Here is a 26,129-nt window from a genome sequence, read left to right as displayed (position 1 = left end):
ACAAGACCTTTCCTATTAAGCACGAACTTTTTCGAAAGTCCCGTTTCGTTACGCAACTTTTACGGCGGTCATATGAACACTGTCTTTCGCTTGGCGGTAGTTGAAGACTTACCGGCGCTGCTGGAGCTCGAACAGCAATGTTTCACCACGGACCGGCTCAACAGTCGCAGTTTTCTGTGGATGATCACTCGGGCCCACGGCCAGCTGCTGGTGGCCCAGCGTGGCGAGCAATTAGTCGGTTATGCGGTGGTGCTGTTTCACCGGGGCACTTCGCTCGCGCGGCTTTATTCGATTGCGATCGCGACCGAGGCACGCGGCAGCGGGCTGGGCAAGCAGCTGCTCAAACGCGTCGAGTCCTGCGCCCTTGAACATGATTGCGCCTACTTGCGACTTGAAGTGCGTATCGACAACCCGGCGGCGATTGCCTTGTATGAACGCAACGGCTATCGGCGTTTCGCACTGATCCATGATTATTACCAGGACCATGCCGACGCGCTACGCCTGGAAAAACGCATCCTTGAGCACCGCGATTCGCGCAGCATCAAGGTGCCCTGGTACCGGCAAACCACCGATTTCACCTGCGGCCCGGCCTGCCTGTTGATGGCCATGGGAGCTTTGCAGGGTGATCGAAGGCTGGAGCGTCGCGAAGAACTGCAAATCTGGCGTGAGGCGACGACGGTGTTTATGACCGCCGGCCATGGCGGCTGCAGCCCTCAAGGCTTGGCGCTGGCGGCATGGCGCCGGGGTTTTCGGGTGCGTTTGCAACTGAGCATGGACGGACCGTTGTTTCTCGATGGCGTGCGCGATGAGCATAAAAAAGACGTAATGCGCTTGGTGCACGAAGAGTTCACTGCGCAGCTACTCGAAACTGATGTGGAGCAAGTCATCGGCGGCCCGCTGAACCTTCCACGGTTACTGGGCGATGGCGGACAGCCGCTGGTGCTGATCAGCAGCTATCGGCTGACCCGCTCCAAGGCGCCCCATTGGGTGATCGTCACCGATTGCGATGACGAGTTTGTCTACCTGCACGACCCGGATGTGGACCACAGCCAACATCGACAACCGATGGACTGCCAGCATTTGCCGGTCAGCCATGGGGAGTTCGACAAGATGTGCAGCTTTGGCCGGGGGAAGCTTCGGGCGGCGGTTATCTTGTATGCCCGATCAGAAACCCTGTAGCAGCTGGCGAAGCCTGCGTCCGGCTGCGCAGCAGTCGTAAAATCACCCACCGCGGTGGCTCAGTCAGACCGAGGTGCCTGGGTTGACGACTGCTGCGCAGCCGGACGCAGGCTTCGCCAGCTGCTACAGGGTTGGGTTATTTCAGGCCGATCTTGTACAGCCCGCCATCGTCCTCATCGGTCAGCACATACAAGTACCCATCCGGCCCCTGGCGCACATCGCGAATGCGTTTGTTGAGCTCGCCAAGCAAGCGCTCTTCATGAACCACTTTGTCGCCATCAAACTGCAAGCGGATCAACTCCTGGCTGACCAGCGCACCAATAAACACGTTGTGCTGCCAGACCTTGAAGCGATCAGCGTCGTAGAACGCCATGCCGCTGAGACCGGGGGATTTTTCCCAGACATGGCGCGGCGCCACGGCACCTTCAGCGGTCTTGCCCTTGGCTTCCGGAATCGGCTGGCCGGAGTAGTTGATGCCGTGGGTCGCCAGCGGCCAGCCGTAATTCTTGCCGCGCTCGATGACGTTGATTTCATCACCACCCTGCGGGCCATGCTCGTTCTCCCAGAGGACGCCAGTCCACGGATTGAGCGCCGCCCCCTGCGGATTGCGCTGGCCATAGGACCAGATTTCCGGGCGCACGCCAGCCTGACCGACAAAGGGGTTGTCGTCCGGCACCTTGCCGTCGGGATAGATCCGCACGACCTTGCCTTGCAACTTGTCGAGGTCCTGGGCCGTCGCTCGGTCATTGTTTTCGCCGAGGGTGATGAACAGATAGCCGTCGCGATCAAACACCAATCGTGAGCCGAAGTGGTTGCCGACCGAAAGCTTGGGTTCCTGACGGAAAATCACTTTGAAATCCTTGAGGGTTTTCAGGTCCTCGGACAATTGTCCTCGCCCTACCGCCGTGCCGGCCTTGTCGCCCGCGCCGCCGCCCTCGGCGTAAGACAGATAAACCGTGCGGTCCTGCTTGAAGTCGGGTGACAACACCACGTCGAGCAAGCCGCCCTGCCCCTTGGCCCAGACCTTTGGCACGCCATTGATCGGCGCCGAAAGTTTGCCGTCGTAATCCACCACTCGCAGATTGCCGGGCCGTTCGGTGATCAGCATGCCTTTGCGATCGGGCAGGAACGCCAGGGCCCACGGATGCTCCAGGCCCTCGGCAACTTGCCAGACCTCAAGGGTGCCCTGCTCGCTTTTCATGTCCTGGGGCGGCGCCGCGAGAACGGGTGCCGTGGCGGAGATCAGTACGCTGGCGCAGAAGGTGGCCAAGAGGGTTTTACGCAACATGCACGATTCCTTTTGTCGTTCGAATGGCTGGCAAGAACCTGTCCTGCCGTTCAACGGTTGCTGGTGTCTGCGTCTCGATGGGGAGGGTTGGGAATGAATTTGGGAGGGCTGGCGGGAACCGTTCGGTCCTGCGGATAGCGATTGCCGATGCCGCCATTATCGAGGGTCGGTGGACGCGGTACCGGCACCGTGTTCGGCCCGCGAATGACCGGAGCGCCGGGCTGCGTGCCTTGCATGCTATTGGGATTGGCCCGGCGAATCGGGCTGTTGTAAGGGTTGTTATTGCCGGTGCCCGTTGGGCTTTGTGCCAGCAGTAAAGAGGACGAAGGCACTGCGACGTCGGCCTGGGCCAGATTGCTCAACAGGCCACTGAATGCCAGTACGGTGCAGGCGAGCACGAATCTGTTCATGGGAGGCCTCCGGGCGTCAGCGTGGATAGAGTCTTCGATAGCACGCTACGCCGGGGGTTCGGATTTGTTAACTAAAACCTCTTTCATAAGATGTAACACCAGTTGACCGCCCCGCAGGACCGGGCCGCAGCCCGCTGAAACTTTTGCGCCGCGCGGCAGGTCACCTGAACACATCACTTGCGAGTAGACGACCATGGCACGGGCAATCTGGAAAGGCGCAATCAGTTTCGGGCTGGTGCATATCCCTGTGGCGCTGGTTTCGGCCACCTCCTCGCAAGGCGTGGATTTCGACTGGCTCGACAGCCGCAGCATGGACCCGGTGGGTTACAAGCGCGTCAACAAGGTCACCGGCAAGGAAGTCACCAAGGAACACATCGTGAAAGGTGTGCAGTACGAAAAAGGCCGTTACGTGGTGCTCAGCGAGGAAGAGATCAAGTCGGCGCACCCATTATCAACGCAGACCATCGACATCTTTTCCTTTGTCGACGCCGAACAGATTCCCCTGCAAAACATCGACACGCCCTACTACCTGGCGCCGGACAAACGCGGCGGCAAGGTGTATGCGCTGTTGCGCGAAACCTTGAGCAAGACCAACAAGGTCGCCCTCGCCCACGTTGTCCTGCATACCCGTCAGCATTTGGCTGCGTTGATGCCACTGGAATCGGCGATGGTGCTCGTGATGCTGCGTTGGCCCGCCGAAGTGCGCAGTCTGGAGACGTTGGAGCTGGGCGCTGAAGTGACCAAGCCTGAACTGGCCAAAGGCGAACTCGACATGGCCAAGCGTCTGGTGCAAGACATGAGCGCGGACTGGAAGCCCGAGGATTACCGCGACAGTTTTGAAGACAAGATCATGGCGCTGGTCGAGAAGAAAGCGAATGAAGGCAAGATTGAGGATGTGGAATCGGCGACGGGCGAGGAGGAACGTAAAACGGCTGATGTGATTGATTTGACTGAGTTGCTTAAACGCAGTTTGGGGGGCAAGGCTGGCGGGAAGACGGCTGCGAAACCGAAGGCTGCGGAGAAACCGGCAGCAGCGAAAAAAGCCACGAAACGGTCGAGTGGTTGATCGATTACGGAGTGTCTGAGCGTTTTTCGGAGAATCTACCGGCCCCATCGCCAGCAGGCTAGCTCCCACAGTTGGAATGCATTTCATTGTGGGAGCCAGCCTGCTGGCGATGGCGTAATAAGCGGCGACGCAGAATTCAGATCCAGACAAAAAACGCCAGCAACCCACCAAAAATCGCCCATTTCTCAAGGTAATAAAGTTTGCGATTACGCTTCTTCAGCGCCTTGCCCCGCAAGCGAATCTTGTAGATTTTGGCGAACAGGCGGTTGATGCCACCGGTCTTGTCCCCCGCATCATTCGGCGCGCCCGCCGCCGACATCACATTACGGCTGAACCAACCGTTGAACGCCGCCGCCCACCGATACTTCATCGGTCGCTCGACGTCGCAGAACAAAATGATGCGGTTCTGCTGGGTGGTGTTTTCGGCGTAATGAATGAAGGTTTCATCGAACATCACCGCTTCACCGTCGCGCCAGTGGTAGTTGTCGCCATCGACGTTGATGTAGCAACCGGCATCGTTCGGCGTTTCCAGGCCCAGGTGGTAACGGTAAGAGCCGGCATAGGGATCGCGGTGCCGGACCAGTTTGGAGCCCGGCGGCAACTCGGCGAACATCGCGGCTTTGATAGAACCGATGCTTTGCACCAGTTCAGTGGTGCGCGGGCAGAGTTTCGTCGCCGAAGGATGGCTGTCGCCGTACCACTTCAGGTAGAAACGCTTCCAGCCGGTCTTGAAAAACGAGTTGAAACCGACGTCGTCGTATTGGTTCGAGCGCTTGATCTCCCCGGCCCTGAGCAGGTTCTGGCCTTCCGCGCGAATTTCTTCCCAATGCTCCTGCAACGGACTCAAGTCCGGAAAATCGGCCGGGTCGAGGTAAGGCTTGTTGGGGATTTTCGAAAACATATAAAGGAAGCAATTGATCGGCGCCAGAAACGAAGAGTGATCGCTCAATTGGCGGCCCAGCTTGTGGCGCACCCGACCGCGCAGGTGGACGTAGGCAATGGATACTACATAAATAGCGGCAATAATCAGTTTCACAGAAATCGTCACACGTCAGAGGTGAACAAACTGCTTCCCTCCAGGCCTCGAAGCCCTGGGTTCTTGTGCAGCGTCTGAATACGAAAGAGCGTTCCCGGGTGGCCCGTCCTAGAGCCTGCCGATAGTCGGCATCAGGTAGAAAAATGGCATTTTAGTCTCATTTTGTAACCAATAGTTAACGTTCAAATGTGAAAATCTGTCCGCTGATGCCGCGAAAGCGCCCGCGCGACCTAAACGCCCTATCGTTTAGAGAGCCAGACCAGTACAATCGCCGCCAAACATTACGCGCCCCCCTTGGTTGATGACGGGAATGAACCCCGCCTCAGCGCACTTCGACTCGGGCCAAGCGCTCCATATGCTGCTGTCCACTTATTGCCAGATGGACCTTCCGCTTCTGACCGGGATGCATTTCCCGTGGTTCGGATACCGGAAACGGGTACTGAATCGGTACTGCCGCAACCCTAGCTACTCTGAATGCTTCGCAGGAAAAACCTTTGATCTCTACAGCTAACATCACGATGCAGTTCGGCGCCAAGCCGCTATTCGAAAACGTTTCGGTCAAATTCGGCGCGGGCAACCGCTACGGTCTGATCGGCGCCAACGGCTGCGGCAAGTCGACCTTCATGAAAATCCTCGGCGGCGACCTCGAGCCGTCCGGCGGCCAGGTCATGCTCGAGCCGAACGTGCGTCTGGGTAAATTGCGCCAGGACCAGTTCGCCTACGAAGAATTCACCGTTATCGACACCGTGATCATGGGTCACGAAGAGCTGTGGAAGGTCAAGGCCGAGCGCGACCGTATCTACTCGCTGCCGGAAATGACTGAAGAAGACGGCATGGCTGTGGCCGAGCTGGAAACCGAATTCGCCGAAATGGACGGCTACACCGCCGAATCCCGCGCCGGTGAATTGCTGCTGGGCCTGGGTATCGGCATCGAGCAGCACTTCGGCCCGATGAGCGAGGTTTCCCCAGGCTGGAAACTGCGCGTATTGCTGGCTCAGGCGCTGTTCTCCGATCCTGAAGTGCTGTTGCTCGACGAACCGACCAACCACTTGGACATCAACACCATCCGCTGGCTGGAAAACATTCTGACCCAGCGCTCCAGCCTGATGATCATCATCTCTCACGACCGTCACTTCCTAAACAGCGTGTGCACCCACATGGCTGACCTGGATTACGGCGAGCTGCGCCTGTTCCCGGGCAACTACGACGAGTACATGACCGTGGCGACCCAGTCCCGCGAGCAACTGCTGTCGGACAACGCCAAGAAGAAAGCGCAGATTTCCGAGCTGCAATCGTTCGTCAGCCGCTTCTCGGCCAACGCCTCGAAAGCCAAGCAGGCCACGTCCCGCGCCAAGGCGATCGACAAGATCCAGTTGGCCGAGGTCAAGCCTTCGAGCCGTGTGAGCCCGTTCATCCGTTTCGAACAAACCAAGAAGTTGCACCGTCAGGCGGTCATCGTCGAGCGCATGGCCAAAGGCTTCGACGGCAAGACGCTGTTCAAGGACTTCAGCTTCCAGGTTGAAGCTGGCGAGCGCGTGGCGATCATCGGCCCGAACGGTATCGGTAAAACAACCCTGCTGCGCACCCTGGTCAACGAACTGACCCCGGATGCCGGCACCGTGAAGTGGACCGACGCCGCGGAACTGGGCTACTACGCCCAGGACCACGCACACGACTTCGAAGACGACTGCAACCTGTTCGACTGGATGGGCCAGTGGACCCAGGGCGGCGAGCAAATCGTTCGCGGCACCCTCGGCCGCATGCTGTTCTCCAACGACGAGATCCTCAAGTCGGTCAAGGTCATCTCCGGTGGTGAGCAAGGTCGCATGCTGTTCGGCAAGCTGATCCTGCAAAAGCCGAACGTGCTGATCATGGACGAACCGACCAACCACTTGGATATGGAATCCATCGAAGCGCTGAACCTGGCGCTGGAAAACTACCCGGGCACGCTGATCTTCGTCAGCCACGACCGTGAGTTCGTATCGTCCCTGGCCACCCGCATTATCGAACTCAGCCCAAGTGGTGTGATCGACTTTAGCGGTACTTATGATGACTACCTGCGTAGCCAGGGCGTTGTGTTTTAAGAGCAGCTATTAGTTTCAAGTTGCAAGCGGCAAGTAAAGGCCCTGTCCTGGTGACGTAATGCTGTTCACTTAAGCGCGAGCACTCACATTTGTGGCGAGGGGGCTTGCCCCCGTTGGGCTGCGAAGCGGCCCCCGGCGTCCGTTCAGACAAACCGAGTTGTCCGGTTTTGCGACTGCTTCGCAGCCGAACGGGGGCAAGCCCCCTCGCCACAAGTTTCTTGCTCGACTGAAGATTGTCTTAAGTGAACAGCATTGTGTCCTGGTGACGGGGCTTTTTGCATTCGAGGCTGAATAGATTTAGGTGCTGATGGCCCCTTCGCGGGCAAGCCTCGCTCCTACGGGATCGATGTCGTCCACAATAATTGCGCACGACGCAAATCCTGTAGGAGCGAGGCTTGCCCGCGAAGGGGCCCTCAAGCACAACGAATATAGTTAGCCTGCTTCCTTTTATTTCCCACCCGCGCCATGATGCAACTCTCCCACCGCCGCCCGCGAACGAGCTCTCATGTCTGCGCAGCAACTGCCACCGCAAAGCTCCATGGCGATTACCCTGCAGATCGTCTCCATCGTTTTCTATACCTTTATTGCGTTCCTCTGCATCGGCCTGCCGATTGCGGTGTTGCCGGGCTATGTCCATGAGCAGCTGGGTTTCAGCGCGATCATCGCTGGGTTGACCATCGGCTCCCAATACCTGGCCACCCTGCTCAGCCGCCCCATGGCCGGGCGTATGTCGGACACCTTTGGGACCAAACGGGCGATTGTTTACGGCTTGTCGGGGATCGTGTTGAGTGGCGTGCTGACGTTGATTTCAACCTTGCTGCAAAGCTTTCCACTGCTGAGCCTGTTGATCCTGATTGCCGGACGCTTGTTGCTCGGCATCGCCCAGGGCTTGATTGGCGTGGGCACAATCAGTTGGTGCATGGGCCAGGTCGGCGCGGAACACACCGCACGCTCGATTTCGTGGAACGGCATTGCGTCTTACGGCGCCATTGCGATCGGTGCGCCGCTGGGCGTGGTGATGGTCGCCGAATACGGCTTTGCCAGCCTGGGGATCGCGCTGTCACTGCTGGCCCTGGCCGCACTGTTGCTGATCCGCAACAAACCTTCGGTGCCGGTGATTCGCGGTGAGCGCCTGCCGTTCTGGGCGGTGTTCGGACGCATTGCGCCGTTTGGCGCGAGCCTGAGCCTGGCTTCCATCGGTTACGGCACCCTGACAACCTTTATTACCTTGTATTACTTCAGCCGTGGCTGGACCGGCGCGGCCTACTGCCTGACGGTCTTCGGCATCTGCTTTATTTTGTCGCGATTGCTGTTTATCTCAGCGATCAACCGCTTCGGCGGTTTCACCTCGGCGATGGCCTGCATGAGCATTGAAACCGTGGGCCTGGTGCTGCTGTGGCTCGCGCCCTCGACCGGCTACGCACTGATAGGCGCCGGCCTGGCCGGTTTCGGTCTGTCGCTGGTGTACCCGGCGCTGGGGGTGGAAGCAATCAAGCAAGTGCCCAACTCCAGTCGTGGCGCGGGGTTGAGCGCCTATGCCGTGTTTTTCGATCTGGCACTGGCGATTGCCGGCCCGTTGATGGGCGCGGTGGCGTTGAACCTGGGGTATTCGTGGATATTCTTCAGTGCGGCGATGTTGTCGGTGGCCGGTTTGGGCTTGACCCTGTTACTGAAACGCCGCGCAACATCCTGACTGACCGCGATCCCTGGTAGCAGCTGTCGAGCTTGCGAGGCTGCGTTCGGCTGCGCAGCAGTCGTGAATCGGGTTCCGCGGTTTTTCAGACAAAATGTACATGCAGATTTAACGACTGCTTCGCAGCCGAACGCAGCCTCGCAAGCTCGACAGCTGCTACACAGATGGATGGCGATTACTGATCCGCAGTCTGCATCCCGGCCCGGGTCGGTTTGCCCAGCGCATGGGCGAAGAACCGCCCGGCTTCGGACACCATATTGCGATGGATGTCTTCGCGGTCGACGCCGTCAGCGTCGGTGCACAGCGCCGGCATGGCGGCGATCTGCTCTTCGTTGCAAGGCGCCATGAATACGAAGTGCCCTGCCCCGGCCAGCAATTTGAAGTCCGGTGCGATCGGAAGCTTGCGCGCCAGAGCGGCGGCGTTTTTGTCGAAGGCCACCAGTTTGTCGCCATCTCCGCTATAGAGCAGCACCGGCACATGCACGTCGGCCAGTGTGTGGCGCCCGAACTTCAGGCTCAGCGGCGCCATCAGCAGCAACGCATGCACCCGTGGGTCTGCCACGGGTTGCAAGTCATCACGGTCGACAATCAACTCGCCTTTGGTGTTGCAGGCATCGCGGTCGTCCGGGCGTTCCTGGCAGTAGCGGCGCAGACGATCCAGGTCAGGCGTCGCCCCGGACAGGATCAACGCCGTTTCGCCGCCAGCCGAATAGCCGATCACGCCGACCTGATCGGCATTGACGAAAGGCGCGAGCATGCGATCGCCCAAGGTCGCGGTAATGGCTTCGGAAATCTGGATGGGTCGGCCGTAAAGGTTACTCAAAGTACCGAGGCGGCTGTGGTCTTTGGAGTTGTCGCCGGGGTGGATCACCGCCACCACCACAAACCCTTTGCGCGCCAGCGAGGTGGCGAGGTCGTGCAGCGCCAGCGGGGTTCCGGTGTTGCCGTGAGACAGCATCAACATCGGAAAACGACCCATCGCAACGCGGGTGTCTTCGCCCGCTTCGACGGTGTAACCCTCGATTTTGCTGGAGTGTTCCCGGTCGCTGGAAGGATAGAACGCGATGGCGCGCATCGGCTGCAAATCCAGAGGGTCGAGAAAACTCATCTCATGGAAGCCGACGCTCCAGTGAGGATGCGGTGCAGGCGCGGCATGCACTGAATTCAGGCTGCTGAGCAGGCAAATCAGTATCGTTGCACAAAGACGCACCATGGGATGCCCCACCTTGTTACTTGACCGGAGTCGGTAACCTTCGACTGCATAACCCGGGCCATAATCTGTAATAGCCAGAAACAAAAAACTCCATATCTGGCACTTGCGTGATCAGAATACAGAGTTTTTTGGGTGATGCCTGAGCTGTTTGAACTCTTTACGCAAGTCTTACGCAGCGGCGAACAACTGCTCGCTGATTTGCGTGTGAGCGTCGCTCATGGCTTTGGTGCGCACTTCGTCACCGTAGGCCAGGCCATGGGCGCGAACAAACTCAATGTCGGTGATGCCGATGAAACCGAACAGCACCTTCAAGTATTCTTCATGCGCAACGCCAGTCGCCTGACCGGCATGCAAACCGCCGGACGTCGAGACAATCACGACTTTCTTGCCACCGCACAGGCCTTCAGGGCCGGCTTCGGTGTAGCGAAAGGTCTGACCGGCAACGGCAATGCGGTCGATCCAGGCCTTGAGTTGGGTCGGGATGGTGAAGTTGTACATCGGCGCTGCGATCACAACGGCGTCGGCAGCGAGGAATTCGGCCAGGGTGGTGGCGCTCAGCTCGGCTTCGTGCTGTTGTGCGGCGTTGCGCAGTTCAGCGGTGGTGCCGGCGGCTACCAGGGTGGTGGCGGAGAAATGGCTGATGGCATCAGCGGCCAGATCACGGTAAGTCACCACGGCAGTTGGCTCGGCTGCTTGCCAGGCGGTGACGACTTCGCTGCTCAGCAGACGGGAAGCCGAGTTGTCACCGAGAATGCTCGAATCGATATGCAACAGTTTCATAAGGGATCTCCAGGTGAGGATCGCCACCGGGCGATCTGATGGGGAGGATGCTACAGATGAAACCAATAGCTGATTAGCCCGCAACAATGCGATAGTTCGTCCCACTGATAGAACAATCGGATTCCCATCATGCAAGACCTCAACGACCTCTACTATTTCGCCAAGGTGGTCGAAGCCGGCGGCTTCGCGGCGGCCGGGCGTTTGCTGGGGATTCCCAAGTCCCGGCTGTCGCGACGCATTGCCGAGCTGGAAGAACGCCTCGGCGCACGCCTGCTGCAACGCACCACCCGGCAGCTCAAGCTGACGGCGGTGGGCGAACGCTACCTGCGGCACTGTCAGGCGATGTTGCTGGAAGCGGAGATGGCCGATGAAGCCGTGGCCAGTATGTCCAGCGAACCCCGAGGACGCTTGCGGGTGTCCTGCCCCGTCGGCCTGGCCCACGAAATGCTGCCGATGGTGATCAGCAGATTTCTTGAAAAATACCCCCAGGTTCAACTGGAAGTCATGCTGATCAATCGCCGGGTCGATCTAGTGACCGAAGGTGTCGATGTCGCGTTGCGGGTCCGTGATTTGGGCGACGAGGATCCGCTACTGGTGACCCGTCGCTTGCGCCAGGCGCAGATGGCGATGGTCGCCAGCCCGGCATTCCTGCACGAACGTGAGATCAACCACCCCGAAGACCTGAAAGCCTTGCCGGTACTGGGCGCACTGGAAGCCGACCGCATGGTGCACATCCGCATGCTCGACCAGCAGGGCAAAAGCTATGACTTGAGCCTGGAAGCACGACTGGGCATCGACGACTTCATCGTACGCAAGGCCTGCACCCTCGCCGGCCAAGGCTTTACGATGCTGCCGATGATGTATTGCGAAACGGAACTGGAAAACGGCTCGCTGGTGCAGTTGCTGCCCGACTGGTCACTGCCTGGCGGCTGGCTGCAAGCGGTCTACCCTCATCGACGCGGGGTGATGCCGGCCGTGCGTGCCTGGATCGACCATTTGATCGAATCATTCAATGCCTGTGGGGACCGATTGATATGAAGGCTGGACGCATGAGCGAAGAGGACGTCGCGCAATTCTGTCTCGCGCTGCCCGGTGCGCGGGAAGACTATAAATGGGGAGGCGTACGCGTATTTTCGATTGCCGGGAACAAGATGTTCGCCTTGCAGAACCTGCGCGGCGATTCCCTGGCCTTCAAGGTCGACAAGGATCTGTTCCTTGGGCATTGCGACCGCCCGGGCATTCACCCGGCGCCGTATCTGGCGCGGGCCCAGTGGATCATCATGCAAACGCCCTACCCGCTGGGCGCCGAAGAGCTGCAGGCGTTGTTGCAACGCTCCCATCAACTGGTGGTGAGCAAGCTGCCCAAGCGTACCCAGGTCAGCTTGCTGCTTTAGAACAACGCGAACAGATGGGCGCCAAGGAACAGCTGGTCAATCCAGAACACCTGGTGCATCAGCACAATGAGCCAGAACACCAGCTGATACGAGACCTTGCGGGTCTTGTGCCGAAACACCTGCTGAGCCAGCAAGGCACCCGGCCAACCACCCGCCAGTTCCACCGCGTGCAACACGTTCTCGGGAGTGCGCCAGCTGTCGGCGCGAGCCTTGCGCTTGTCGCTCCAATACAGAAAGAAAGCCAGCACGCTGACAATGCCATAGGCCGCCAGCGGAATCAGCGAAACCCCGCGCAGCCAAAGCGACACCGAACCTGTCAGCGGCAGCGCGCACAGGATCGCCAGCACCAGCAGTTTCAACCGAGGATGCTGGACCCGCTCGCCCCCGGACCTGCGTCCGGGGTTGTTGCGCGCGCAGGTGTCATTCATGGGCGTGCAGCGGCCCAATCGACCCAACCGAACTGCCAGGTAGCCAGAATGAGCAGGCCGAACGCGATCCGATACCAGGCGAACACCGCGTAGCTGTGAGTGCCGATGAACACCAGCAAGCCTCTGACGGCAATCATCGCGAAGATGAACGCGGTGACGAAACCGATCGCGAACACTGGAAGATCGGCCGGTACGAACAGGTCGCGGTATTTGTAACCCGAATACACCGCCGCACCGACCATGGTCGGCATCGCCAGGAAGAACGAGAATTCGGTGGCCGTCTTGCGCGACAACCCGAACAGCAAGCCGCCAATGATGGTCGAGCCGGAACGCGAGGTCCCGGGAATCATGGCCAGGCACTGGGCAAAGCCGACTTTAAGGGCATCTTTCCAGGTGATTTCGTCAACGGTGTGGGCATGCACTTCGTGCTGACGCTTTTCCGCCCACAACATCACGACCCCGCCTACGACCAATGCCGTGGCCACGGTGATCGGGTTGAACAGGTATTCGTGGATCAGATCGGCAAAAATCACCCCCAATACCACCGCGGGCAGGAAAGCGATCAGCAGGTTGGCGGTAAAACGTCGGGCGCTCGGTTGCGTCGGCAAGCCGATGACCACGTCGAAGATCTTGCGGCGAAATTCCCACACCACCGCCAGGATCGCCCCGAGCTGGATAATGATGTTGAAGGCCATGGCGCGCTCACCACCGAAGTTGAGCAAGTCCGCCACAATAATTTGGTGACCGGTACTGGAAATGGGCAAAAACTCCGTCAGCCCTTCTACAACGCCAAGAATCAGTGCCTGCAAGGCGGTCCAAAGTTCCATCAATCCCCCAAAAGGCGATGCGCCAAAGGCATGCCCCATTAGTTTTTTAAGCGTTCATCGCGCCAAGCGTAGCTGAAGTCCCACGCGCAAAGGATCCAGACGGAGCCGTAATAATTCCGTGAAAAATCAACTCGGGTTCAGGTTTTTCCGCGCGGGGCCGAAATCCTATCAGACAAGCCTTGATAACGCTTCCGCGTAATGAGACTTGGGTCGCATATGCCCGACCGGCAAAGCGTGGTTGGATGCTGGCAATCTTTATTACAAGAAAAAGAAATCGGAGTGACAGCGTTATGAACAGCTTGCGCAGTGTGTCGATCAGCCGACGCTTGTGGCTCATCTTGATCGTGTCGGTGGTGATGTTATTGACGTTGGGCGTGTTGATGCTCAATCAGATCCATAGCGACCTTTATCAGGCAAAGGCCCAGAAAACCCAGCACGTTGTGCAGACCGCCAGCGGCATTCTAAGTTACTACCACGGCCTGGAAACCGCCGGCACACTCACCCGCGATGCCGCGCAGAAACAAGCGCTGACGGCCGTGCGTGGGCTGCGTTATGACCAGAACGATTATTTCTGGATCAACGATCTGACGCCGGTGATGGTGATGCACCCGGCCAACCCCAAACTCGATGGTCAGAACCTCTCGGCAATCCGCGACCCGGACGGTTTTGCGCTGTTCAACGAAATGGTGGCCGTCGCCAAGGCCAAGGGCGCCGGCACGGTCGACTACCGCTGGCCTAAACCGGGTGCCAGTGCCCCGGTCGAAAAAACCTCCTACGTCAAATTGTTCGAGCCTTGGGGTTGGGTGATCGGCTCGGGCGTGTACATCGATGACAGCAGGCCGAGTTCTACGGTCAGGTCTGGAAGGCTTCTTTCGTCGGCCTGGTCATTGCGCTGATCATGGCGCTGCTGGTGATCATGATCGCTCGCAGCATCGTGCGTCCGCTCCAGGCCACCGTGAACGCCATGGCCAATATCGCCAGCGGTGAAAGCGACCTGACCCGCAGCCTCGACACCCACGGCCAGGATGAAGTCACTCAGCTGGCACGGCACTTCAATGCCTTCACCGCCAAACTGCGAGGCGTGATCAGCGAGCTGCAAGTGTCTGCCAGCGCTCTGGGCCAGTCGTCCAGCGAGTTGGGCAACGACGCCGCCCAGGCTCAACAACGCAGTCAGCAACAGTCCCAGCAAATGGAACTGGTGGCGACCGCGATTAACGAAGTGACTTACGGTGTGCAGGATGTGGCCAAGAATGCCGAGCACGCGGCCAGCGAAATGCGCGATGCCGAATCCCAGGCGCAGCAGGGGCAGATCAACATTGATGGCAGCTTGCAACAGATCGACAAACTGTCCGGCACCATCGATCAAGCCGTTGAAGTGATTCGCACCCTGGCGGCTGAAAGCAACCAGATTGGCAGCGTGCTGGAGGTTATCCGCTCCATCGCCGAACAAACCAACCTGCTGGCCCTCAACGCCGCTATTGAAGCCGCCCGCGCCGGTGAACAAGGTCGAGGGTTTGCGGTGGTGGCCGATGAGGTGCGCCTGCTGGCCCAGCGTACGCAGAAGTCCACGGCGGAGATCCAGTCGATGATCGAACGCCTGCAGACGCACTCCGAAGCGGCGGTCAAAGTGATCGGCGACAGCAGCCGTGCCTCGCAACTGACCATCGAACAGGCCGGTCTGGCCGGTGCCAGCCTGAATGCAATCGGCCAGGCGCTGCGCAACCTCAACGGCCTGAACGCGTCGATTGCCAGTGCAACTCTGCAGCAAGCCCATGTGGTGGAGGACATCAATCAGAACGTCACCCAGGCCGCGGGGTTGTCCCACAGCACCGCGCTGGCGGCCGAGCAGTCGAGCGTGGCCAGTGTGCGACTCAAGGAATTGAGCGAGCAGTTGAACGGATTGCTCAAACAGTTCCGCGTGTAAAACGCCCTCTTGTAGCAGCTGCCGAGCCCGCGAGGCTGCGTTCGGCGACGCAGTCGTCGTAAACCCTGCAAACGCGGCTTTCCTGATGCGCCGCGGGGGCTGATTTCACGACGACTTCGTCGCCGAACGCAGCCTCGCGCTGCTCGGCAGCTGCTACGGGCCGCGCGAGCCGGTTCTACTTGGCGGCGCCTGCCGGTACAATCCGCCCCCCTCTTTCGTTTTCCCAAGGAACTTCCATGTCCGGGCTTGAACTGTTTGCCGCCACCCTCGGCGTGATTGCCGTCTGGTTGACGGTCAAACAGAATCCCTGGTGCTGGCCGATCGGTCTGGTCATGGTGCTGCTTTATAGCTGGATCTTTTTTGAAGTGAAGCTGTATTCGGACATGCTCCTGCAAGTGATCTACGCCGCGCTGCAGCTTTACGGCTGGTGGCAATGGACCCGTGCGGGTGAGGCGAATACCGGTCGGCAGGTCAGCCGGCTCGATGGAAAATCGATCGCAGTGAGCCTTGTGGCCGGCGCCATTGGCAGTCTGCTGCTGGGTGCCGCCATGGCGCACTGGACCGATGCCGCCCAGCCCTGGCTCGACGCTGCGCTGACCGGGTTCAGCCTGGTGGCGCAATTATGGATGGCGCAAAAACGCGTGCAATGCTGGCCGTTGTGGATCGTCGTTGATGTGATTTTCGTCGGGTTGTTCCTCTATAAAGGCATGTACCTGACCGCCACCCTTTATGCACTGTTCTTGTTGCTGGCCGTGCAAGGCTGGCGTGAGTGGCGCGCCGACCCGGCATTGCGCGCATGAAGGTTCTGGTGCTCACAGGCCCGGAATCCAGCGGTAAAAGCTGGCTTTCGAGCGAGATTCACGCCAACTTTGGCGGCATATTGGTCAATGAGTACGTTCGGCATTTTATCGACAGCGAAGCCCGAGAAACCCGCTACGATGACATCACATCCATAGCGAACGGCCAGTTGGCTTGGGAAGATGAAGCACGCGCCAGACAACCGTCACTGTTGATTCTCGATACACACCTCTTGAGCAACATCCTTTGGAGTCGCACTTTGTTCGGCGCTTGCCCGACGTGGATCGAGCAAGCTTTGCTGGCACGGCACTACGATCTGCATTTGCTGCTGAGCCCTGAAACCGTGGCCTGGCATGACGACGGGCAACGTTGCCAACCGCAGCTGGCAGAACGCCAGGCGTTTTTCCAGGCCAGCCGCCAATGGCTTGACCTGCACCACCAGCCTTGCCAGGTACTGCAAGGTGATTGGCAACAGCGCAAGGACGCGGCATTCGCGGCTGTGGCGCGCTTGCTCAAGGCCTGACAGGGTTCTTACCCTGCCACAGATGTTGCATTCCTGAAACACCCTCCCCTGTGCAGAGCCGCGAGCTAAAGCGGTCCGCGCGCTCCAGCACCGATATGTTAAGCCACTGATACAAGTTGCCTTCAGCGCCGTTGACGAGCAATGCCGCCAGCATGGGGCAGCGCTTTGACGTGGGTCTGTCTCAGTGTCTTTACAAAGAATTTTTGACTACCTCGACAATTAAATCCAACCAACTGTTTTTAAAAGAAAACCAGAAAGCGGCACACCTTCTGCTCTCTACCTCGCAACGCTGATAAGGGCCAGCGTTCCACTTACAGAAGGAATTGCCGCCGTGGGGAAATTTGATAAGCGCATCTTTAGCTTCCTGCTGATCGGATGCGCACTGGGCTCAAGTGTCTGCCTGCCTGTACAGGCTGAAAACGGCATCATTCTTATCAAACGTGATGTCCAACCGCGCAACGCAACGATTCCGCCGCTGATTCCCGATCCTAACCCCACGACCGTCAATGCCAACCCGTCCAAACAAATCCTCAGCCAAACGAACGAGTTGAGCGACGGCGACTTTGCCGGTGTCGCCAGTGGTGCAGGCATCTCCCGCCTGGTCACTCAAAACACCAACAACCTGGGCGGCAATATCAGCAACCAGACCCAGCTTTCCAACCTCCCCGCGGGACGTTCAGGAAACTCGGGCAGCGGTATTGCCAACATGGTCAATTCAAACGTCCAGCAGGGCCTGGGTGCTCTGAGAATCATAACGGGAGACCGTTAAGATGAATCGTACGCTGCTCTTTATCGCCATGTTTTGCAGTGCATCGATCTTTGCCCAACCTCCCGTCATCAATAACGCCGACATCGACGGTTCGGGCATGCAGTACCAAGGCAACCTCACGGTCAACCAGGCCGCGGGCGATTATCAGCAACAGGCCAACGCCCGGGCCATCGCCATTGGCAACAACGCCAGTGCGACCACACAGATCCGCCAACGGCTGCGTACGCATGTCGACCCCAGGATCGATGCCCGATCCAGCATTCAAGGCGACTCCTTCAGCCACGGCAACGGCGTACTGGGTGTCAACCAGAGCACGGGCGCGAGCAACCAGCAAGCCAATGCCCTGCGGATAAGCATCAGTACACAGCCGCAAAGTATCGACGACAGCGTCCTCATGCAACAGAACGTGGCGCTGCTCAACAACTCCGATCCGACTGACTCTGCACCAGGCTTTCGCCAGGTCACTACCAGTGACCAGGCTTTCACCGGTAGCCGTGGGGTGATCCAGTTGAATCAGAGCGCCGGGGTGGGAAACCGAACGGCCAACACCCTGAGCGTACGGGTCGCGGATTGACCCAAAAAGGTAGGAAACAACACTTAACCTAAAATAAGTACGGAGAATCACCATGAAACCTTCGATGGCACTAAAGCCTCTGGTTTTCGCAATTGCTGCGGTCATGGCTGTTGCTGTGCAAGCCGGGCAAAACGATCGGCGTGGCAACCACAATGGCCATCACAACGGTGGCCACCAAACCCCTCCTGCAAGAATGGTCCCTATCAACGCGACTGCCGAAGCAACGGACAGGCAGACCAGTGCCGACAACAGCATCTGGAATGAAGGGACACAAAACTCAGCCGAGATGAGCAGTTCTGCCGCAGGCTCGAGCGGTAACGTCGGCGTCAACGTGGCGGCCGGTGCCGGCAACCAGCAAGACAACGCCGCCGCCATCGCAAACGCTGCCTCCGACAACGCCGCGATCGATAACAGCTTTGTGTTCGGCACTTCCACTGCCACCGCTGACGTCAGGCAAGTCAGCAGAAATAACCGCGTAGACAACTTTGGCTCTACCAACTCTGCTTTGATGAGCGGATCCGGCGGCGGCAGCAGCGGCAACGTGGGTGTCAACATTGCTGGCGGCGATCTGAACCAACAGAAAAACACCATGGCAATTGCCAATACCAATGCCCCACTCGGTAACGCAACCGCCACCGCCTCTGCCAATCAAAACGGTCCTGGCCTGATCGTTAATAACAACGCCGATCGGACCTACCGTGTGGACACGATCACCGTGACCAACTCGGCGAGCGGTAGTTTCTCTCGCGATAAGTCCTTCGAGGCCAGCGGCAGTCAAAGCGCTTCTTCGAGCTGGGCTAAAGCCGGTTCCAAGAGCTCTGATGCCAGCGGTTCCCTTAGCGTTGATATAAGCGGTTCTTCCTCCAGCAATGCGAGCGGTTCCAACAGCAGTGCTGCAAGCGGTTCCAACAGCAGCGCTGCGAGTGGTTCCAACAGCAGCTCTGCGAGCGGTTCCAACAGCAGTAATGCAAGCGGTTCTTCGAACACTACGTTGAGTGCTTCCCTGGACGCTACGTTTGACGCTGCTACGGCGGCTTCCAGTTCCGTTACGTACGGTGATCGCACTCGCAGCAGGTCTTCGGACGCATCGCTTACCGCTTCGCTTGGCGCAACGCTTGACGTATCGGTAGACAAATCGTACGACAAATCGCGCGATTCCTCGTTCGACCGTTCGCGCGACTCCTCGTACGACCGTTCGCATGACTCCTCGTACGACAAATCGCGTGAATCCTCGTATGACAAATCGCGCGATTCGTCGTTCGAGAAATCCTACGATAAGTCGTACACGAAGTCGTCTGACTCCTCGTACGATAAATCGGGCAGCAAGTCGTCCGAATCTGCTTACGACAAAGCGAAAAGCTTCAGTGAAAGCAGCTCATATGATTTGAGCAACACCTACTCTTATCAAGTGCTGACTCCAACTGGCTGGGCAAACCCTGTGACCAACACTGCAACCCTGAGCGGTTCGGTGAACGGCGGCAGCGGCAACCTGGGCGTCAACGTGGCTGCGGGTGTGGGCAACCAACAAAGCAACTCGCTGGCTATCTCCAACCAATCGTTCTAATGGCTGTCTCTGGAGGCCCCCTTACGGGGGCCTTTTTCAACACCATCAGGGGGCGTCCCACCATGCGCATTATCGCCTTGGCATGTCTGCTTTGTGTGGCCAGTGTGATTGAGGCTGCACAAATGCCGCTTTCCGTCCTGCCGGGCGGCGCGCTGGTGTACAAGCCGATCCAGAGCGTTCGCGAGCGAAAATTTGAGGACCTGGTACAACAGAAAACCGACTTCAGTTGCGGCGCGGCTGCGCTGGCGACCATCTTGCGCCAAGCCTATTGGCTGGACGTGAATGAAGAACAGATTATCGAAGGCATGCTGGCTCACTCCGACCAAGACCTTGTCCGTGTCCAGGGCTTCTCCATGCTCGACATGAAGCGTTACGTGGAAAGTATCGGCATGCGGGCCCGTGGCTATCGAGTAGCGCCGGAAACGTTGAGCGATATCAGAATTCCGGTAGTGGTACTGATGGATATCCGTGGCTACAAACATTTTGTGGTCATGCAAAGAGTCCATAACGGCTGGGTGTATATCGGAGATCCGGTGCTCGGTCATAAACGCTACAAAGTCGACGACTTCATCAAAGGCTGGAACGGAATCATCTTTGCCATCATCGGCCAGGGCTACGACAAAACCAATGCGTTACTCGACCCGCCCATGCCACTGACCGCCAGGAACCGCATCAACGCCTTCAGCCCGGTGCAGGACGCAGAATTGATGGATTTTGGATTTATCCAAAGCGACTTCTTCTAATAACAAGCGAGCATGACGCTCCGGGAGCATCCCATGAAGACTTCAATCTGGCTGGCCGTGGTTTGCCTGGCCGCCAGCCTGCCGACCGAGGCACAGTCGTTCAAACCCATCGAACTGAAGGATCAGGAATTGGCGACTCTGCGAGGCCGTTATGTCATGCCGGGACGGATCATCAGTTTCGGCATTGCGATGACAAGCACTTGGCAAAATGCCAACGGCGAAGTGATCGGGGCAACGTCCTCGATGCAAATTCAGCAATCAACCATCAAACCACAGTTCTATGTGTCAATGATCGACGAAAAAGGTAATGGCTCAGCGCGCTCGCAAAACGCGGGCACCGGCACCGTCACTGGCGGCAGCGGCCTCAACACCACCGAAGGCGTCACTCAAGTCGTGCGGGCTGCCGGCGACAATAATACGGCCTACAACAACGTTGATATCAACGTTACAAAAGCTAACCAGGCACCAGCAACGCAACAGCAGGGCCAGGCACTGGCCGCAGGCACGACGTTGGTTGGCAACAATGGCGCGGGCTCGCTGAGCGTTTCCTCGACCGGGACTGGTGTGCAACTCAACATCGTGGCCAACAACAATCAGGGCAGTACCGTACAACGCCTGGCCCAGGGTGGGCTGATGCAGAATACGACTTTGCTCGGCAGTAGCAATCAGGTGCGCAACCTCACTTCCTTCAATGTCGTGCTTCGTGACAACGTGGCGTCAGCCGGATCGGTGAGCGGTAACCTGGATCAGCTCAAAGGCCTTCGCACTAGCGGATTCTGATCTACGCTCAGTCTCATCAGATGTAGTCAGAAGGGACGGCTAACCCATGCACCGATCTTTAACGTTCAGAGCTTTCGTTTGTTTGAGTAGCCTGGCCCCGGCCACTTTGCTATACGCAGCACCGGACCCCCAGGTCGAAATCCTAAAACAAGAACTCATGGAGCTGAAACAGCGTTACGAAGCACAACAGAATGCGCTGATGGTACTCGAGCAACGCATTCGCCAAGTCGAAGAAACACCTGCGACACCCGCTCCCAAACGCCTGACAAAATCCCCCGCCGATCCGGCCAGGGGGGGCCAGGCGGTGGCCGCCGGTGCGCCGGGAACCACCGGCAGTTCATATGGCCAATCGCTCAAGGATGATTCAGAACCTGCGCAAAGCGTTTCCAACCTGTACGACGAAGCGAGCGGCTTCTTTGGTGGCGGCAAATTCAGCGTCGAAACCGGCCTGACCTACACGCACTACGATACCCGTGCATTAACGCTCAACGGCTTCCTGGCACTGGACTCGATTTTTCTCGGCAACATCAATCTCGACCGTATCAAGGCCGACAACTGGACACTGGACCTGACCGCCCGCTACAACGTGGCACAACGTTGGCAGTTCGACATTAACGTCCCCGTGGTTTATCGCCAATCAACGTATTCCTCCGGTGGCGCCGGTGGCGCGGGCCCGGTGACGTCGGACGCAACCGTTACGCGGGACCCGACCATTGGCGATGTGAACGTTGGCGTTGCTTACAAGTTTCTGGATGAGTCGGCCAACCTGCCCGACGCGGTCGTTACACTGCGCGTCAAGGCACCAACCGGTGACGACCCTTACGGCATCAAGCTGATCGAAGACCCGAACAACGACAACCTCGCGGTACCCGAGGACTTGCCTACCGGCAATGGTATCTGGTCGATCACCCCGGGGATTTCGCTGGTCAAGACGTTCGACCCGGCCGTACTGTTCGGCAGCCTGTCCTACACCTACAACGTGCAGGACTCTTTCAGCGATATCAGCCCTCAGGTCGACTCCAAGGTGAAAGGGGACGTGAAACTGGGCGATTCCTGGCAGATCGGCGCCGGCATCGCATTCGCCTTGAACGAGAAGATGAGTATGTCGTTCTCGTTCACCGATCAATTCGCCCGCAAAAGCAAGATCAGGCCGGACGGTGGCGACTGGCAATCAATCACCAACAGCGATTACAACTCGGCCAACTTCAACATCGGCATGACCCTGGCAGCAACCGACAACTTGACGATCGTTCCCAACCTGTCCATCGGCCTGACCGACGACTCGCCAGACTTTTCCTTCAGCCTGAAATTCCCGTACTACTTCTGATCCACAACAACAAAGCCCCGCCGAGACTTCAATCCCGGCGGGGCTTTTGTGTGTGTGTGGGCCTGAAAAGCTCGCAGCCTCGTTCCACTCGACAGCTGCTACATTGGAATGCGTTCATCCTGTAGCAGCTGTCGAGTGGAACGAGGCTGCGAGCTTTTGATGTTGCGTCTAGCGGATCTGATGCTTGTGCAACAAACGGTAGAAAGTGGGTCTGGATATCCCCAGCACCTTGGCGGCGATGCTCAAATTATCGCTGTGGCGGTTAAGCACATCGCACAAGGCCTGGCGTTCAGCACGGGTTTTGTAGTCTTCCAGCGTGCCCATCGGCGCGGCAATCGTATGTTGGCTGATCAATCCCAGGTCTCGCGCTTCGATCTGCCGGCCTTCGGCTAGCACCAACCCGCGACGTACCCGGTTGGCCAGCTCGCGAACATTGCCCGGCCAGTCATGTTTGCCCATGGCAATCAAGGCATCCTCGCTGAAACTGCGAGGGCGGCGGCCGGTTTCATGGCTGTAGAAATGAGAGAAGTGGTTGGCCAGCATCGATAAGTCACCATGGCGCTCACGCAGTGGTGCAGTGACGACTTGCAGAACGTTAAGGCGATAGTACAAATCTTCACGAAAACTTTTTTTCTCGACTGCCGCCTCAAGGTCGACGTGAGTCGCTGCCAATACCCGCACATCCACCGGAATCGGCTGGCTGCCGCCGACATGCTCGATATGTTTTTCCTGCAGGAAGCGCAGCAGATTGGCTTGCAACTCCAGTGGCAGGTCACCGATCTCATCGAGAAACAGTGTGCCGCCATTCGCCGCTTCGATCCGACCAACCTTGCGTTGGTGGGCGCCGGTAAAGGCGCCTTTCTCGTGGCCAAACAGTTCGGACTGGATCAAGTGTTCGGGAATGGCCCCGCAATTGATCGCCACGAACGGTTTGCTGTGACGCTGGGATTGTCGGTGCAGGGTACGAGCGACCAGTTCCTTGCCTGTGCCGCTTTCGCCCCGGATCAGGACCGGAGACTCGGTGGGTGCCAGCTTGCTCAGCAATTTGCGCAGTTCACGAATGGGCTTGCTGTCGCCCAGTAGCTCGTGTTCTGGCTGATCAATGTGAACCGTGCCCTGCCCACGCAGGCGCGCCATGCCGAACGCCCGGCCCAGCGTGACTTGCACCCGGGAGACGTCAAACGGCAAGGTATGAAAGTCAAAAAACCATTCGCAAACAAAATCCCCGACATTTTGCAGGCGCAGGACTTCCTGGTTGAGCACGGCGATCCACTCGGTGCCACTGCGGCTGATCAGTTCTTTGACGGCCTCCGGGCGTTCCAGATGAAAGGGTTGTAATCGCAACAGGCCAATGTCGCACGTTCGGTCGGCGGCGTTCTCCAGGGAACAGCTGTCAACATCCCAGCCCACAGAGCGCAGACCCGGCAACAAACGATAACAGTCGTCACAGGGGTCAACTACTAACAGACGTCGTAACGCAGGCGTTTCGATCATGACTGTTCCTTGACGCCAAACTTTAGGAAATATTATTAAAAACAGTCGTTTGGCGGATCTGGCTGTAACATTAGCAAGAATTTGACGCACCCTTGTACCGTTTGACTATAGGGACGTCGAGTTATTAGTTATAAGAACAAGTTTGTTAGTTACCTAACGAGTTCAAGCTTTCATTCAGCTTTCAAAAATCGGCCTTGCATTGAGTATATGAAAGAAAGTTGAAATTTCTTTTGATTGTGTGTGACCTGACCCCCGGGTGAGGGCATCAGTACAAGTAACCAGCCGAACGGTAAGCCCAACCTACGGCCTGTCACTTGATTGGGCATAAAGAGAGAAGATCCCATGACCGCCCCGCTCCGTATCAACGAAGCTCTTTTGATTGCCAACCGCGCATTCCAACCATTTCAATGCGTCGCCTGGGCCCCACAAGACGGCAATGGCGAACTCTGCCTGACCATTATCGACCGCACCAATGCCCACATCGGCCGCACACAAATCCCATGCAGTACGTATTCCGACCCGGCGCAACTTGAACACATTCTTGAAGAAGCTCGCGCCGAACTGAGCGAGGAAGGCTACACGCTGCAATCGTGGTCCATGCCGCACTAAAGGGCTTTGGCGGATTACTTAAGTGTGATCCGCCTCCTCGCCTTTCTTTCAGTGGACTGTTTTCGGCAGTCACTGCCTCCCGTATTCCAACTTGCCCGCCAAGAATTGCTTGGCAGGCTTGTCAGTGGTTCGAAAAGACACTGTTCTGGCACAAAGCGACCCTCCATCCGTTAGTTGTGACAGTTGTGCTATCGAGCATTCAGGGATTGAATGTTTTGCACACGCAGTTGCCCTCCCGGTACCCGGGTTTCGGTCAGCTCGCAAGGAGATGCGCGCATGCCAGACCAGACTGCTTATGCCCGACCTGCAGCGCAGTACACGGCCGGCCACCTCGATAAAAATTTCGCCTCCAACGGCAAAACCCAAGTGTATTTCGCCGGCAGTACGTCGAGCATCGCCAACAGCGTGGCGATCGACTCGAGCGGTCGGGTGCTGGTGGCGGCGAAAGTCGGCACTCGCGACGGTCATTGCTTTGGCCTGGCCCGCTTGCTCGAAGATGGCTCGGCGGACCTGGCATTCGGCACTCGCGGCAGCGTCATCGGGCAGTTTCAGCGCGGTTATGAGGCAATGGCGGGCAAAGTGCTTGTGCTGGCCGACGGCAACATTTTGGTCGCCGGCCTGCACTATGCAGACGCACACCAGACGTTGCCGGCGCTGGCGCTGTTCGACTCGGATGGTCACCCCGTCAGGGATTTTGGCGACAATGGATGCTGCGTCATACGCCTGCCGGGGAATCTGTCACTGGGCGTGCGCGACGCCTGGCTTCCTCCCGGTGTGCCGGGGGCCGAAGCCTGCGACGTCCAGGTACATTCTGACGGCCGAATCCTGCTGCTGGCCAATCACCATTTCGAACTGGCCGATCACGTTGGCCTGCTGATTTGCCTCACCTGCAATGGCGAACTGGACAGCGCCTTCAATGGCCGCGGCTTTGTCATCGTCAGGCATTTGCTGATGAACTCCTGGCTCAGCAGCCTAATGGTGCAGCGGGACGGTCGGATCATGGTCGGCGGGTCAATCAATTTCCCTGAAGAAGGCTTGCTGGCGCGCTACCTCCCCGACGGCAGTCTGGACGATAGCTTCGCCGTGGATGGTTTCATGACCTTCACTGCTCTGGGGCACAGCGCTCAGGTCAGCCAGATCGTCCAGCAGGACAATGGCGATTTGCAGTGTTTTGGCAGCAGCCGTGACCCGATGCATTGCCTGGCGCTGAAACTGCACAGCAACGGTCGCCCGGACGCTCATTGCAACGGTGGCCAGCCACACCTGCTGAAAATCGGCCGCAGTGGCTGCCAGTGGACCGCTGCCCAACTCCAGCCAGACGGCCGCGTGCTGGCGGTTGGCGCCACGATTGGCGGGGTCGAAGCCGACTTCCTGCTGGCCCGGTATTTACCTGGCGGGCAGCTGGATCCCGGATTTGCCGAGGGCACCTGCTGGGTTCGCACCCGCCTGGGCCGCAGCCTGGACACCGCCACGTCGGTGGCCGTTCAGGCCGATGGAGGCATCGTCGTAGGCGGTTACTCGCTGGATGGCAACTATCGGGCGGTCGTGGTGCGCTATCTCGGTCAGAACAACAACTTTTCCCACACTTGATCTTCCCTTCGGCTTACGGCAAGTTGCGCGCTTCTT

26 protein-coding genes and 1 pseudogene are annotated in these 26,129 nt (G+C 58.3%); 19 read left to right on the top strand and 8 right to left on the bottom strand.

Going from position 1 to position 26,129, the window contains the following annotated elements:
* Window positions 1-72: 72 nt before the first annotated feature.
* A complete protein-coding gene (gene rimI, locus ACYZT6_RS12080; protein ID WP_462027071.1) occupies window positions 73-1,179 on the top strand; it encodes a ribosomal protein S18-alanine N-acetyltransferase in 1,107 nt (368 codons plus the stop codon).
* A gap of 136 nt (window positions 1,180-1,315) precedes the next feature.
* On the opposite strand, the gene ACYZT6_RS12075 is transcribed toward rimI, so the two are convergent.
* Together ACYZT6_RS12075 and ACYZT6_RS12070 are read right to left on the bottom strand one after the other, a co-directional pair.
* Entirely contained in the window at window positions 1,316-2,467 is a 1,152-nt protein-coding gene (locus ACYZT6_RS12075) for a PQQ-dependent sugar dehydrogenase (protein WP_462027070.1), read from the bottom strand.
* Window positions 2,468-2,517: 50 nt separating this feature from the next.
* Window positions 2,518-2,877 carry a hypothetical protein gene (locus tag ACYZT6_RS12070; RefSeq protein WP_461982023.1) on the bottom strand — a complete coding sequence of 120 codons (360 nt, stop codon included), beginning with the start codon at window positions 2,875-2,877 and terminating at the stop codon, window positions 2,518-2,520.
* Window positions 2,878-3,070: 193 nt separating this feature from the next.
* Here ACYZT6_RS12070 and ku point away from each other — a divergent pair, with 193 nt between their 5' ends.
* Complete coding sequence (gene ku / locus ACYZT6_RS12065) at window positions 3,071-3,943, top strand: non-homologous end joining protein Ku (protein ID WP_462027069.1); 873 nt, start codon at window positions 3,071-3,073, stop codon at window positions 3,941-3,943.
* 136 nt (window positions 3,944-4,079) lie between these two features.
* Here the strand turns inward: ku and lpxO are convergent, their stop codons facing one another.
* Window positions 4,080-4,979, bottom strand: coding sequence for a lipid A hydroxylase LpxO (gene lpxO / locus ACYZT6_RS12060; RefSeq protein WP_462027068.1), 900 nt, complete (start codon window positions 4,977-4,979; stop codon window positions 4,080-4,082).
* 494 nt (window positions 4,980-5,473) lie between these two features.
* Here lpxO and ACYZT6_RS12055 point away from each other — a divergent pair, with 494 nt between their 5' ends.
* Together ACYZT6_RS12055 and ACYZT6_RS12050 are read left to right on the top strand one after the other, a co-directional pair.
* Window positions 5,474-7,063 carry an ABC-F family ATPase gene (locus ACYZT6_RS12055; RefSeq protein ID WP_080943075.1) on the top strand — a complete coding sequence of 530 codons (1,590 nt, stop codon included), beginning with the start codon at window positions 5,474-5,476 and terminating at the stop codon, window positions 7,061-7,063.
* A 505-nt stretch (window positions 7,064-7,568) separates the two neighbouring features.
* A complete protein-coding gene (locus tag ACYZT6_RS12050) occupies window positions 7,569-8,756 on the top strand; it encodes an MFS transporter (RefSeq protein ID WP_462027067.1) in 1,188 nt (395 codons plus the stop codon).
* Window positions 8,757-8,931: 175 nt separating this feature from the next.
* Here the strand turns inward: ACYZT6_RS12050 and ACYZT6_RS12045 are convergent, their stop codons facing one another.
* Both ACYZT6_RS12045 and ACYZT6_RS12040 read right to left on the bottom strand, forming a co-directional pair.
* A complete protein-coding gene (locus ACYZT6_RS12045; RefSeq protein WP_462027066.1) occupies window positions 8,932-9,969 on the bottom strand; it encodes an alpha/beta hydrolase family protein in 1,038 nt (345 codons plus the stop codon).
* Between the two features lie 168 nt (window positions 9,970-10,137).
* Complete coding sequence (locus tag ACYZT6_RS12040; protein WP_438659255.1) at window positions 10,138-10,749, bottom strand: FMN-dependent NADH-azoreductase; 612 nt, start codon at window positions 10,747-10,749, stop codon at window positions 10,138-10,140.
* 129 nt (window positions 10,750-10,878) lie between these two features.
* On the opposite strand from ACYZT6_RS12040, the gene ACYZT6_RS12035 reads away from it, so the two are divergent.
* Window positions 10,879-11,787, top strand: coding sequence for a LysR substrate-binding domain-containing protein (locus ACYZT6_RS12035; RefSeq protein ID WP_461986442.1), 909 nt, complete (start codon window positions 10,879-10,881; stop codon window positions 11,785-11,787).
* Window positions 11,784-12,143 carry an MmcQ/YjbR family DNA-binding protein gene (locus ACYZT6_RS12030; protein ID WP_462027065.1) on the top strand — a complete coding sequence of 120 codons (360 nt, stop codon included), beginning with the start codon at window positions 11,784-11,786 and terminating at the stop codon, window positions 12,141-12,143. The genes ACYZT6_RS12035 and ACYZT6_RS12030 overlap by 4 nt, the downstream gene beginning before the upstream one ends.
* Here the strand turns inward: ACYZT6_RS12030 and ACYZT6_RS12025 are convergent.
* Together ACYZT6_RS12025 and ACYZT6_RS12020 are read right to left on the bottom strand one after the other, a co-directional pair.
* On the bottom strand, window positions 12,140-12,571 hold the full coding sequence (locus ACYZT6_RS12025) for a DUF1294 domain-containing protein (RefSeq protein ID WP_462027064.1): 432 nt from the start codon (window positions 12,569-12,571) through the stop codon (window positions 12,140-12,142). The genes ACYZT6_RS12030 and ACYZT6_RS12025 overlap by 4 nt on opposite strands.
* Window positions 12,568-13,398: an undecaprenyl-diphosphate phosphatase gene (locus ACYZT6_RS12020; protein ID WP_462027063.1), complete on the bottom strand. Its 831-nt coding sequence runs from the start codon at window positions 13,396-13,398 to the stop codon at window positions 12,568-12,570. The genes ACYZT6_RS12025 and ACYZT6_RS12020 overlap by 4 nt, the downstream gene beginning before the upstream one ends.
* 290 nt (window positions 13,399-13,688) lie before the next feature.
* Here ACYZT6_RS12020 and ACYZT6_RS12015 point away from each other — a divergent pair, with 290 nt between their 5' ends.
* The 11 genes and pseudogenes from ACYZT6_RS12015 (at window position 13,689) to ACYZT6_RS11965 (ending at window position 22,400) form a co-directional block, all read left to right on the top strand.
* Window positions 13,689-14,294, top strand: coding sequence for a cache domain-containing protein (locus tag ACYZT6_RS12015; protein ID WP_462027062.1), 606 nt, complete (start codon window positions 13,689-13,691; stop codon window positions 14,292-14,294).
* Window positions 14,295-14,296: 2 nt separating this feature from the next.
* Window positions 14,297-14,416 (top strand): annotated as a pseudogene (locus ACYZT6_RS12010) (HAMP domain-containing protein); the annotation flags it as partial.
* Between the two features lie 171 nt (window positions 14,417-14,587).
* Complete coding sequence (locus ACYZT6_RS12005) at window positions 14,588-15,322, top strand: methyl-accepting chemotaxis protein (protein WP_462029942.1); 735 nt, start codon at window positions 14,588-14,590, stop codon at window positions 15,320-15,322.
* Between the two features lie 236 nt (window positions 15,323-15,558).
* On the top strand, window positions 15,559-16,122 hold the full coding sequence (gene pnuC, locus ACYZT6_RS12000) for a nicotinamide riboside transporter PnuC (protein WP_462027061.1): 564 nt from the start codon (window positions 15,559-15,561) through the stop codon (window positions 16,120-16,122).
* The gene (locus ACYZT6_RS11995; protein WP_462029941.1) at window positions 16,119-16,643 is read left to right on the top strand and encodes an AAA family ATPase; all 525 of its coding nucleotides are present in this window, start codon (window positions 16,119-16,121) and stop codon (window positions 16,641-16,643) included. Before pnuC ends, ACYZT6_RS11995 begins: the two co-directional genes overlap by 4 nt.
* A 331-nt stretch (window positions 16,644-16,974) precedes the next feature.
* Window positions 16,975-17,412, top strand: coding sequence for a hypothetical protein (locus tag ACYZT6_RS11990; RefSeq protein WP_462027060.1), 438 nt, complete (start codon window positions 16,975-16,977; stop codon window positions 17,410-17,412).
* Window position 17,413: 1 nt separating this feature from the next.
* Window positions 17,414-17,986 carry an adhesin gene (locus ACYZT6_RS11985; RefSeq protein WP_462027059.1) on the top strand — a complete coding sequence of 191 codons (573 nt, stop codon included), beginning with the start codon at window positions 17,414-17,416 and terminating at the stop codon, window positions 17,984-17,986.
* A 52-nt stretch (window positions 17,987-18,038) separates the two neighbouring features.
* Window positions 18,039-19,550 carry a heme utilization protein gene (locus ACYZT6_RS11980; protein ID WP_462027058.1) on the top strand — a complete coding sequence of 504 codons (1,512 nt, stop codon included), beginning with the start codon at window positions 18,039-18,041 and terminating at the stop codon, window positions 19,548-19,550.
* A gap of 62 nt (window positions 19,551-19,612) precedes the next feature.
* The gene (locus ACYZT6_RS11975) at window positions 19,613-20,293 is read left to right on the top strand and encodes a C39 family peptidase (protein WP_462027057.1); all 681 of its coding nucleotides are present in this window, start codon (window positions 19,613-19,615) and stop codon (window positions 20,291-20,293) included.
* Between the two features lie 33 nt (window positions 20,294-20,326).
* Window positions 20,327-21,073, top strand: coding sequence for a hypothetical protein (locus ACYZT6_RS11970; protein ID WP_462027056.1), 747 nt, complete (start codon window positions 20,327-20,329; stop codon window positions 21,071-21,073).
* A gap of 46 nt (window positions 21,074-21,119) precedes the next feature.
* Window positions 21,120-22,400 carry a hypothetical protein gene (locus ACYZT6_RS11965; RefSeq protein ID WP_462027055.1) on the top strand — a complete coding sequence of 427 codons (1,281 nt, stop codon included), beginning with the start codon at window positions 21,120-21,122 and terminating at the stop codon, window positions 22,398-22,400.
* Window positions 22,401-22,568: 168 nt separating this feature from the next.
* Here ACYZT6_RS11965 and ACYZT6_RS11960 read toward each other — a convergent pair whose 3' ends face one another.
* A complete protein-coding gene (locus ACYZT6_RS11960; protein ID WP_462027054.1) occupies window positions 22,569-23,894 on the bottom strand; it encodes a sigma-54 dependent transcriptional regulator in 1,326 nt (441 codons plus the stop codon).
* A 342-nt stretch (window positions 23,895-24,236) separates the two neighbouring features.
* Between ACYZT6_RS11960 and ACYZT6_RS11955 the strand changes: the two genes are divergently transcribed.
* Entirely contained in the window at window positions 24,237-24,503 is a 267-nt protein-coding gene (locus ACYZT6_RS11955) for a hypothetical protein (RefSeq protein WP_462027053.1), read from the top strand.
* A gap of 276 nt (window positions 24,504-24,779) precedes the next feature.
* Window positions 24,780-26,093 carry an NHL repeat-containing protein gene (locus ACYZT6_RS11950; protein WP_462027052.1) on the top strand — a complete coding sequence of 438 codons (1,314 nt, stop codon included), beginning with the start codon at window positions 24,780-24,782 and terminating at the stop codon, window positions 26,091-26,093.
* Window positions 26,094-26,129 lie beyond the last annotated feature (36 nt).

This window comes from Pseudomonas sp. RT6P73 (genome assembly GCF_054897715.1).
This window is presented reverse-complemented; position numbering and strand designations above follow the sequence as displayed.

Coding starts and splice junctions, on each gene's coding strand:
- rimI (WP_462027071.1), top strand. CDS start 73: ATGAACACTGTCTTTCGCTTGGCGGTAGTTGAAGACTTACCGGCGCTG.
- ACYZT6_RS12075 (WP_462027070.1), bottom strand. CDS start 2,467: ATGTTGCGTAAAACCCTCTTGGCCACCTTCTGCGCCAGCGTACTGATC.
- ACYZT6_RS12070 (WP_461982023.1), bottom strand. CDS start 2,877: ATGAACAGATTCGTGCTCGCCTGCACCGTACTGGCATTCAGTGGCCTG.
- ku (WP_462027069.1), top strand. CDS start 3,071: ATGGCACGGGCAATCTGGAAAGGCGCAATCAGTTTCGGGCTGGTGCAT.
- ACYZT6_RS12050 (WP_462027067.1), top strand. CDS start 7,569: ATGTCTGCGCAGCAACTGCCACCGCAAAGCTCCATGGCGATTACCCTG.
- ACYZT6_RS12045 (WP_462027066.1), bottom strand. CDS start 9,969: ATGGTGCGTCTTTGTGCAACGATACTGATTTGCCTGCTCAGCAGCCTG.
- ACYZT6_RS12040 (WP_438659255.1), bottom strand. CDS start 10,749: ATGAAACTGTTGCATATCGATTCGAGCATTCTCGGTGACAACTCGGCT.
- ACYZT6_RS12035 (WP_461986442.1), top strand. CDS start 10,879: ATGCAAGACCTCAACGACCTCTACTATTTCGCCAAGGTGGTCGAAGCC.
- ACYZT6_RS12030 (WP_462027065.1), top strand. CDS start 11,784: ATGAAGGCTGGACGCATGAGCGAAGAGGACGTCGCGCAATTCTGTCTC.
- ACYZT6_RS12025 (WP_462027064.1), bottom strand. CDS start 12,571: ATGAATGACACCTGCGCGCGCAACAACCCCGGACGCAGGTCCGGGGGC.
- ACYZT6_RS12020 (WP_462027063.1), bottom strand. CDS start 13,398: ATGGAACTTTGGACCGCCTTGCAGGCACTGATTCTTGGCGTTGTAGAA.
- ACYZT6_RS12015 (WP_462027062.1), top strand. CDS start 13,689: ATGAACAGCTTGCGCAGTGTGTCGATCAGCCGACGCTTGTGGCTCATC.
- ACYZT6_RS12005 (WP_462029942.1), top strand. CDS start 14,588: ATGGAACTGGTGGCGACCGCGATTAACGAAGTGACTTACGGTGTGCAG.
- pnuC (WP_462027061.1), top strand. CDS start 15,559: ATGTCCGGGCTTGAACTGTTTGCCGCCACCCTCGGCGTGATTGCCGTC.
- ACYZT6_RS11995 (WP_462029941.1), top strand. CDS start 16,119: ATGAAGGTTCTGGTGCTCACAGGCCCGGAATCCAGCGGTAAAAGCTGG.
- ACYZT6_RS11985 (WP_462027059.1), top strand. CDS start 17,414: ATGAATCGTACGCTGCTCTTTATCGCCATGTTTTGCAGTGCATCGATC.
- ACYZT6_RS11980 (WP_462027058.1), top strand. CDS start 18,039: ATGAAACCTTCGATGGCACTAAAGCCTCTGGTTTTCGCAATTGCTGCG.
- ACYZT6_RS11975 (WP_462027057.1), top strand. CDS start 19,613: ATGCGCATTATCGCCTTGGCATGTCTGCTTTGTGTGGCCAGTGTGATT.
- ACYZT6_RS11970 (WP_462027056.1), top strand. CDS start 20,327: ATGAAGACTTCAATCTGGCTGGCCGTGGTTTGCCTGGCCGCCAGCCTG.
- ACYZT6_RS11965 (WP_462027055.1), top strand. CDS start 21,120: ATGCACCGATCTTTAACGTTCAGAGCTTTCGTTTGTTTGAGTAGCCTG.
- ACYZT6_RS11960 (WP_462027054.1), bottom strand. CDS start 23,894: ATGATCGAAACGCCTGCGTTACGACGTCTGTTAGTAGTTGACCCCTGT.
- ACYZT6_RS11955 (WP_462027053.1), top strand. CDS start 24,237: ATGACCGCCCCGCTCCGTATCAACGAAGCTCTTTTGATTGCCAACCGC.
- ACYZT6_RS11950 (WP_462027052.1), top strand. CDS start 24,780: ATGCCAGACCAGACTGCTTATGCCCGACCTGCAGCGCAGTACACGGCC.